General features: G+C 73.7%; 6 protein-coding genes. All 6 read right to left on the reverse strand.

Features of this window, described 5'->3' with window-relative positions; all coding sequences use genetic code 11:
• Positions 1-850: M12 family metallopeptidase (locus HG543_RS47870; RefSeq protein ID WP_343073625.1), on the reverse strand; the 850-nt coding region annotated here is incomplete at its 3' end.
• 127 nt (positions 851-977) lie between these two features.
• Positions 978-2375, reverse strand: coding sequence for a sigma 54-interacting transcriptional regulator (locus HG543_RS47875; protein ID WP_169351659.1), 1398 nt, complete (start codon positions 2373-2375; stop codon positions 978-980).
• Positions 2372-3901: a sensor histidine kinase gene (locus HG543_RS47880; RefSeq protein ID WP_169351660.1), complete on the reverse strand. Its 1530-nt coding sequence runs from the start codon at positions 3899-3901 to the stop codon at positions 2372-2374. Before HG543_RS47880 ends, HG543_RS47875 begins: the two co-directional genes overlap by 4 nt.
• Before the next feature lie 325 nt (positions 3902-4226).
• Positions 4227-5012, reverse strand: a complete 786-nt coding sequence (locus HG543_RS47885) for a phosphodiesterase (RefSeq protein WP_169351661.1) — start codon at positions 5010-5012, stop codon at positions 4227-4229.
• 68 nt (positions 5013-5080) lie between these two features.
• Complete coding sequence (locus HG543_RS47890) at positions 5081-7951, reverse strand: GspE/PulE/PilB domain-containing protein (RefSeq protein ID WP_169351662.1); 2871 nt, start codon at positions 7949-7951, stop codon at positions 5081-5083.
• A 52-nt stretch (positions 7952-8003) separates the two neighbouring features.
• On the reverse strand, positions 8004-9152 hold a 1149-nt coding region (locus HG543_RS56020; protein WP_246357827.1), incomplete at its 5' end, for an RDD family protein.

Raw genomic sequence — 9152 nt, forward strand, 5'->3', positions numbered from 1 at the left:
ACTCGCCAAGCCAGAACTGGCCGGCAGTGAAGCCGGTGCCCGTGGACAGCGCGACGTACACCCCGTCATTGGCGAAGCCGACAATGTCGGCGCGTCCATCGCGGTTGACGTCCGCTGCGGTGCGCGGGTGCTTCTCCACGAGCCAACCCCCGGCGTTGTAGCCAAACTCCCGGCTCCATAGCGCGTCACCATAGAGCTGCACGACGCCCGCGATATCCGTCGCGCTCAGCTGCCCATTCCCGTTCCAGTCCGGGTTGCAGTAGTTCATCACCGACTGGAGGTCCCAGGCGCCAATCATCAGGTTGCCGTTGGAACCCTGCGCGGGCTCCGTGCAGGTGGACGGACGGTCCGGGCGGTTCTGCTCGTGTGCGAAGCCGAGCGCATGACCGAACTCGTGCACCCCGATGGCTCGGATGCAGAACTCACGCTGCCACTGGCAGCTCTGGCCCCAGTTCGCGAAGGTGAAGTTGAGCTCCATGCCATTGACGTAGCCGTCCAGCCGCCTGCCGAGCTGCTTCACGTGAGGCCCTGTATCCGCGATACGGATGCGGATGCCACGTGACGTCGACGTGCACGTGCCCCAGCCGACGAAGTCCACTCGCGAGACACTGCCCCACGTACTCTCGGCCGCGTGCTGCACCCAGGCTCGCTCGGTGGCATTCGCGTCCGTCGGGTTCTCCCAGCAGACACTGATGACCGGAGAGCTCCAGAGCGACGTGGTGTCGACGTAGAGCTCGCTCGGGTCCGTCGCGAGGGATTCTGCCTGCTCGACGGAGGTCGGGGCCTCTTCGCCGACATCACAGCCCGAAATGAGGAGGGTGCCCGACAACGCAAGGAGGAACGGCAACACGAAATGGCGGGGAGTTCTCTGCACGCGGTGCTCGCTTTCACGGGCACGGAACGCTCCGTGCCCAGGCGGAAGCAAAGCAGAAATACGTGCGAAATTGGTGAAGCCCGCGTGACGAGCCGAGAGGGCGTCAGAGCAGCCCGTGCTCCTCCAGCTTGTTGTAGAGCGTGCGCCGACTGATGCCGAGCAGCCGCGCCGCGAGCGTGCGGTTGTCATTGGCACGCTTGAGCGCATCCACCAGCGCCTGCTTCTCCATGCCCTTGCGCTGGGACTCCAGCGTGAGCCCCGCGTCCGCGCCCGCCGCCGACGGAGCCTCCAGTGTCGTCGGCGCGGAGGCCAGGGGCGCGGGAGCGGGGGACAGCCCTGGCTGTCGGGCCAGCTCGCGCTTCACCTCGTCACCCGTGAGCACCTGTCCGTCGGACAGCACCACCAGCCGCTCCAGGAAGTTCTGGAGCTGGCGCACGTTGCCCGGCCACGGCTGCGCCTGGAGCACCGCGAGCGCGTCGTCGGTGAGCGTGAAGGGCGGCCGGCCGTTGGCCTTCGCGTGCACGTCCAGGAAGTGCCGCGCCAGCGGCTCGATGTCCTCGGGCCTCGCACGCAGGGGCGGCAGCTCCACCGGCACCACGTTGAGCCGGTAGAAGAGGTCCTCGCGGAAGCGGCCCGCCTTCACCAACTCCTCCAGCGGCTGGTGCGTGGCCGCCACGAAGCGCACGTCCACCTTCACCGGCTGCGTGCCGCCGAGCCGCTCCAGCTCGCGCTCCTGAATCACACGCAGCAGCTTCACCTGCATCGACGGGGGGATGTCGCCCACCTCGTCCAGGAACAGCGTGCCGCCGTGTGCCAGCTCCACGCGTCCGGGCTTGCGCGTGGCAGCGCCGGTGAAGGCGCCCTTCTCGTAGCCGAACAGCTCGCTCTCCAGCAGCGTGTCCGGCAGCGCCGCGCAATGCAGCTTCACGAAGGGCCCCGCGCGCCGCGGGCTGCCGTCGTGCACCGCCTTCGCAGCCAATTCCTTGCCCGTACCGGACTCGCCACGCAGCAGCACCGTGGCCGTGCCCGTGGCCGCCTTCGCCAGCATCGCCTGCACGTCCGCCATGGCCTTGCTGCGGCCGATGAAGGGGCTCGGTGCCCGCAGGGGCTCGGGCGCGTCGCCCTGCGTGCGCAAGAGCGCCTTGCGGATGGTGAAGAGAATTTCCTCCCGGTCGAAGGGCTTCAGCACGAAGTCCGCCGCGCCCGCCTTCATCGCCTCCACCGCCAGCGGCACCGTGCCGTGCGCGGTCAGCAGGATGACGGGCACGTCCGGCCAGCCCTTCGCCACCTCCGCGAGCAGCTGCATGCCGTCCATGCCCGGCATGCGCACGTCGCTCACCACCACGTCGACGGGCCTGCGCGCCAGCACCGCGAGCGCTTCCTTCCCATCGCGCGCCGCATGCACCGTCAGCCCCGCCTGCGCCAGCAGCGCGCCCAGCACCTTGGCCACCGCCAGGTCGTCGTCCACCAGCAGTACGTTCCCCTTCAATGGCTCGCTCACGCGGCCTCTCCTTCCCCGGTCGACAGGTGCCGGACGCCCGCCGGCAGGCGCAGCCGGACGACCGTACCGTGACCCTCCCGGCTTGTCAGGACCACCTCGCCGCCGTGTGCCTCCACCACCCGCCGGACGAACGCCAGCCCCAGGCCACTGCCCGAGGCCTTGGTGGTGAAGAAGTCGTCGAAGGCCCGCTCGCGGGTGCGCGCGTCCATGCCCTCGCCGGTGTCCTCCACCTCCAGCGCCACGCCCGCGCCGTCCCGCAGCGTGCGCACGGTGAGGGTGCCGCCCCCGGACATCGCCTCGAAGGCGTTGCGCACCAGGTTCTCCAGCGCGTTGGCCAGCAGGTCCTCGTCCCCCGAGCACGGCGGCAGGCCCGGCGCCAGCTCGCGGACGATGCGCACCTGCCCGGGGCTCGCGAAGGACTGGAGCGACAGCACGCCCTGCGCCAGCGCGTTCAGGTCCACCGGCTTCGGCAGCGGCTCCACGCGCGCCAGCCGCTGGTACGTGTCCACCACGCGGTCCAGCCGCTCCACCTGCTCCAGCAGCAGGTCCAGGAACTCGCCCTGGTCGTCCCACGGGCGCCCGCGCGAGTGCTCCTCCTTGAGGTACTGCGCGGCGCCCTTCATCGCGGCGATGGGGTTCTTCAGGTCATGCGCCATCTGCGCGGAGAAGCGGCCCAGCGTGGCCAGCCGCTCCATCCGCTCGCTCCGGGTGACGAAGGCGGTGACGCCCCGGCGCGTGGCGACCACCAGGGCGAACGTCACGGCCGTGGTGCTCACCACCAGCGCGCCGGCCTGCCCTGCGAAGAGGCGGAAGACGGCGAGGTACGCGAGCACGCCCACGCCCGCCACGCCCACCGCGTGCAGCGCCATGCGCGCGGCACCCACGTCGCGGCCGAAGAGGCCGAAGCGCAGCGCCACCGTGGCCATCACCGGCAGGCCCAGCAGCGTGCCCAGGTTGCCCAGCCGCGCCACGTCGAGGCCCAGTTCCGCCGCCAGCTCCGTCACGAGCAGTGCCACCAGCAGCGTCAGCCCCAGCATCACGAGCCCCGCTCGCGCCCGCTCGTCCGGGTGCTGCGCGCGGCGCAGGTGCAGCCACAGGAGCGCGAAGCCTCCGCCCAGCGGCGGTACCACCAGCCCCGTCACCGTCAGGCCGAAGCGCAGCGTGAGCAGGCGCTCCGCCAGCGAGGGTGCACCCAGCCCCGCGACCATCGCCAGGGCCAGCGCGGCGAAGACGGCATAGGCACCGAACATCGCCCACGCGGAGCGGCGACGCCGCCCGACGAAGGCGAGGATGAAGTGCAGCGTGCAGGGCACCGTCATCAGCCCCGCGGCGAAGCCCACCAGCTTCCAGCCCGTCTCGCCCGAGCGCTCCAGCGCGAAGGCGGAGAAGTTCCACGTGGACAGGGTGATGGACAGCAGCGACAGCGGCAGTGCCAGCGGGCTGCGCCCCACGCGCGCGAGCGCGATTCCCGCCAGCGCCAGCAGCCCCGCGCAGGCCACCAGACTGAACCACACGTTGCCCGTCATGCGGCCCTCACGCGTGGAGGCTCGCGCACGTCGCCTGGAGTCCCGAGACGAAACGCGTGGCTCGGCCCCGACTTCCACACGCCACCCGTCATGACGCCCTCACGCGCGGAGGCTCGCCCACGCCGCCCGAAATCCGGGGACGGAGCGCTCGGCCCCGCCTTCCACAAGCCGCCCTCACACGCGGAGGCTCGCGCACGTCGCCCGGAATCCGGGGACGGAGCGCTCGGACCGGACCGGACCCGCGCCGCTGCAGGAACGACGGCTTCCCGAGTCGGGGCAGGGCGGCGTGAAGCACCGGCAACCCGGGTGTGGACCGCGTGACTCCTCATGCCGCCGACCGGAAGTCGCCGATGTAGCTGAGGTGCGAGACGAGCCCGGTGGCCTCGCTCCAGAGATGGAGCTGGCAGGCGGGGGGCTCGGGCACCAGGGTGATGCGGCCGGGCAGCTCCAGGTCGAGCGCCACCTGATGCATGGTGCTCGGGCAGGTGCTGGCCACCGTGCCCGCGAAGCGCTTCACGATGGGCCGGTGCAGGTGACCGCAGAGGATGCGCTCCACCTGCGGATGGCGGCCGATGACCGCGGCCAGCGCTTCGGAACCCTCCAGGCCCATCGCGTCCACGCGGTGGATGCCGGTGCGGAACGGCGGGTGATGCATGAACACCAGCGTCGGCCGCTCCGGTGCCTCGGAGAGGCGCGCGTCGAGCCACGCCAGCCGGTCGGCGCACAGCCTTCCTCCCGGCGCACCGGGCACGTTCGTGTCGAGCCCGATGAGCCGCAGCGGGCCCAGCTCCACCACGTAATGGAGGAAGCCCTGCTCGGGCAGGTAGCCCTGGTGGGCGAAGGCGGCCCGCAGGTGCTCCCGGTCGTCATGATTCCCCGCGATGACGTAGCAGGGCATGGGCAGGGGCTTCAGCAGGGCCGCGAGCCGCGCGTACTCCTCCGGGCTCCCGTCGTTGACGAGGTCTCCCGTGCACAGCACCACGTCCGGGCGTGGCTCCAGGCGGCAGAGGTGCTGGACGGCGCGCTCCAGGTGGGTGGCGCTGTCGAAGCGGCGCTCCACGTCCGAGCCGGGGACGCCGATGTGCATGTCGGAAATCTGGGCGAGGAGCATGGCGGAAGGCTAGCAGCATCCGCCCGGGAGCGTCCCCGGCGCTCTCCCGTGGGACATCCGTCCAGCCGCTACAGCATGCCCAGCCGGCGCGCGTTGGCCGGGTCCACCGCGGCGGACTCCCAGCGGCGCACCGCCAGCTCGCGCTCCGTCTCGGGCGCGTCCGCGTAGTAGCCGAGCGTGTCGTTCAGCGCGCGGCTCAGCTCTTCAATCGCGGCCAGGCGCACGTCCAGCTCGCGGTGGCGCAGCGCCGTCACCAGCCAGTCCGCGCGGCGGCGGCTGCGGTTCTCCGCCCACCACTGCGCCCACTGGCGCGGGCTCTGCCCGAAGGTGGCGCGCGTCACCTCGCGCAGCGCCTCCGCTCCGGCCTGGGCGCACATCTCGTCGTCGCTGCCGGTGAGCTGGATGAGGCCCTCAATCGCCTCCCGGTCATGCAGCGTGCCCAGGGCGCGCGCGGCCAGCGAGCGGCGCATCGCGTCCCGGCTGCCCAGCTCCTGGCGCAGGTCGCGCAGCGCGGCGTCCAGCCGGGGCAGGTGCTTGAGCGCGGAGGCGGCCACGCGCGCGGCGCTGGAGATGTCCGGCTCCAGGTCGAACAGGCCGCGCAGCACGCCGTCCACCAGCTCCACATAGGGCAGGTTGCCCGCGGTGAGCAGCGCGAAGTAGCGCGTGTCCGCGTCGTGCGAGTCCAGCAGCGGCGCCAGTGCGTGCGCGGCGGGACGGCCCAGCCGCGACAGGGCGCCGGGGATGGGGCCCAGCTCGTCCGCTTCCGGCAGCTCCACCACCGGCAGGCGGCTCCACGCGGTGGGGCCGGGGAAGTGCTGCGCCAGCACCTTCGCGCTGGCCTCGGGCGAGCGCGCCAGCTCCGCCATGGCGTTGGCGCGCTGCGCGGCGTCCGGGCCGGTGAGGCGCTTGAGCAGCGGCGAGAAGTCTGGAGGCGGGCGCTCTTCCTGCGACTGCGCGCGCGGGGGCAACGCGGCGGCGCGGCCCACGTTGCTCGCGGCGCCACCCCGGCCGAAGAAGGGGCTCCAGCCCAGTCCCGCCACCACCGCGGGCGCGGGGGCCGGCGTGGCGGAGGAGACCGGCACGTCCACGTCGATGGTCAGCTCCACGTCCTCCGGCGCGCGCAGCTCGGACACGCGCTGCTTGCGGAAGAGGATGAGCTCCTGGAAGGCCGCCGGCAGGTCCTGGCAGAACAGGATGTAGTCGGACAGGCGGCGCTGGCTGATGGGCTTCTGCCCGCAGTCGCCGTAGAGGATGGCCACCAGCCGGCCCTTCACCTCGACCGGGTAGAGGAAGACGGTGCGCGGCGACTGCCGGCCGAACAGCTCCAGGTAGTGCCGCGTGAGCGCGTCCGGCGGCAGCGGGCCCGCGTAGCTGCCGCGCGTGACGGCCACCGTGCGGAAGACGCTGCTCGCGTCGAGCGGGACGGACACCGCCGTCAGCGGGTCGCCCGTCATGCCCTCGCCCCGGGCCTCCAGCCCCGACGCGGCGCCGCGCACCACGGCGAAGGCGGCCACGTAGTCGAACGTGCGGCGGCCGAAGCGCAGCGCCACGTCGATGAGCCGGTCGCGGTCCTTCGTGGCCTCCTTCAGCGCGGCACGCGCCTGGGCCAGCGTCCAGTCCGGGACGTCCTGTCCCGCGGGAGGCGGCGGCGCCGCCGGACGGGTCGCGGGGGGCTCGGGCGTGGCCGGGCGCGCCGGGTTCGGGAAGACGAGGAACGCGGGCTCCGTGCCCGGAGCGGGCGGCTGCGGAGCGCCGGGCCGGCCCGCCAGCGGCGTGCCGAAGCGCATCGTCGGCGGATTGGCCGCGGGCGTTGGCGCGGCGGCGGGGCCGGGGGGCCACACCTGCGGCGCGCCCCCAGCGGTGGACTGTGAAGACGTGGCGGCGGGCGCGGGCGGCCACACCTGCGGCGTACCCGAGGCGGCCGGCGCGGCGGGGCGCTGCGCGGGCGTGGCGGCGGCGCTCGGCGGCGGAGGAGGCGTGGGCCGGGCGGCGGGCGGCACACCATTGCCGGGCACCGTCGCCGTGGGCTGGGACTGGAGCACGGGCGGCGCCGGAGGCGTGGCGGGACGGGCCGAGGGCTGGGACTGGGGCACGGGCGGCGCGGCCGGCGGCGGAGCAGGGCGGGTCGCGGGCGGCGCGCCGGTGACGGCCGGGGCCGGGGGCGGCTGCGCGGGACGCTGCGGCTGCGCCGCCGGAGCCGGCTTCGCGGCGGCCTCGTCCTTCGGCATGTTCAGCCGCAGGGGCGCCCGGACGAAGGCCGGAGGGGGAGCGTTGCTCGCCTCGGGAGGAGGCGGAGGCGGGCGCTGCGGCGCGGGCGTCTCGGGGCGCCTGGGCTGCTCACGGGGCGCGGAGCGCACCTCGGAGGGCAGCGGCTCCATCGCCACGCCGCGCGCCAGGCGCTCCACCATGTCCGCGGTGAGCGAGTCCTCCACGGGCGCGGCCGTGGGAGGCGCGGCGGCCGCGAGGCGCTCCGGGTCGAGCGCGGCGGCGAGCTGCGCGAAGCGCGGAGGCAGCGGCTGGCGGTAGATGGTGGAGACCCACTCGCGGACGCGGACCTCCAGGGCCACCCAGACCTCGAGCGGCTTGCCGAGGAGGAACCCGACCTCGTCCAGCTCCTTCTTCGGCACCGGATAGCCGCATGCGACGTGCAGCGTGGTGCCGTCCAGCGACAGCGGCACCACGCAGAGGCGCTCGGCGATTTTCGGCGGGATGAAGGAGGCGACGTCCGGGTTGGGCTCGAAGTCGACGAGGTTCACCGGCCGGAAGCCGGAGACCTCGCCGAGCATGGCCAGCACGTCCGCCTCGCTGGCGACACCCTGCTCCAGCAGCAGCGTGTCCAGGTGCCCGCCCTGGGCCTGGTGTTGGCGCAGCAACTCCCCGGCCTTCTCTGGTGAGAGGAGCAGGCGCGAGACAAGGAGCTGGGCGAGGCGGGCGGGCATGTAGGACGCGGCATCTTACGGCCGCGGCCGCAAGGCACAATGAAACGGAAGGTCAGCTCGGTTGAACGACGAAGGTGGACGTCAGCTTGTCATGCAGTGTCTGTCCGCGCCTGTCGAAAAGCGCCATCCAGAAACCGCCGAGGAAGATGAGGAAGGATACGCTGGCGAGCAGCGCGCGCACGATGGCGCGACCCGGCGCGGGCGCGAGGCCGTGCGTGTCCACGAGCCTCAGCCCCAGGAGCAGCCGGCCGAGCGTACGCCCATTCCACAGGAAGGCCGCCACCGCGCAGTACACGAGCGCCAGGACCAGCACCAGGAAAAAGCCCGGCAGGAGCACGGTGTGGAACGCGCGCAGCCACGCCACGAAGCCGTCCAGCCCCGTCAGCCCGGCCTGGGGCGCCTTCGTCCCCGTCACCGACGAGGCCAGCGTGATGTAGAGCGCCGCCACGCCCGCGATGGCCGCGGTGTCGATGGTGAAGGACAGCAGCCGCCGCCACAGCGACGCCGGACGCGCGTGCACCTCCGTGACGCCGGACGCGGTCTGCGGCCGGGCGGCGGGAGTCGGGCCCTTGCTGTGCTCCGCGCGCGCCACACCCACGCCGGCCAGCGACGTCTGCGACTCCATGCGGGGCAGGCCCGCAGGAGCCGGAGCCAGGGTCTCCATGGGCGGCAGGTCCACCGGAGCCGGAGCGGCGCTCATCGGAGCGGCGGACTCCATGCGGGGCAGACCCGCCGGAGCCGGAGCGGCGGACTCCATGCGAGGCAGACCCGCCGACGCCGGAGCAGCGGACTCCATGCGAGGCAGACCCGGAGCGGCGGCCGGAGCGGACTCCATGCGGGGCAGCCCCGCCGGAGCCGGAGCGGCGGATTCCATGCGAGGCAGACCCGGAGCGGCGGCCGGAGCCGTGGGCGCGGGGGCCTGCGCGCGGGGCGCCGGCGCCGCCGAGGGCGTGCCGTACGCGGGAGTCATGGGCGAGGCCGGAGTCTGCGCCGCGCGGGGCTGCGCGGGCGGAGCCGCGCGAGGCGCACCCTGCTGGGGCGCGGCGGCCTGCTGCGGAGCCGGACGGGGCGCGGCGCCCTGGGGCGCGGGAGCGCGAGGCGCGGCGCCGGGAGGCGGAGTCTGCGCGTTCGCGGCGCGCGGGGCCGCGGCGGGCTGCTGCGCGGCCGGGCGCGGCGCGGCGACACCGGGCTGGGGCGCGGC

Source organism: Pyxidicoccus fallax, from assembly GCF_012933655.1.
Taxonomy (GTDB): domain Bacteria; phylum Myxococcota; class Myxococcia; order Myxococcales; family Myxococcaceae; genus Myxococcus; species Myxococcus fallax.

Excerpts from the sequence above, each read along its gene's own strand:
- HG543_RS47880 (WP_169351660.1), bottom strand. The coding sequence starts at position 3,901 with ATGACGGGCAACGTGTGGTTCAGTCTGGTGGCCTGCGCGGGGCTGCTG.
- HG543_RS47885 (WP_169351661.1), bottom strand. The coding sequence starts at position 5,012 with ATGCTCCTCGCCCAGATTTCCGACATGCACATCGGCGTCCCCGGCTCG.
- HG543_RS47890 (WP_169351662.1), bottom strand. The coding sequence starts at position 7,951 with ATGCCCGCCCGCCTCGCCCAGCTCCTTGTCTCGCGCCTGCTCCTCTCA.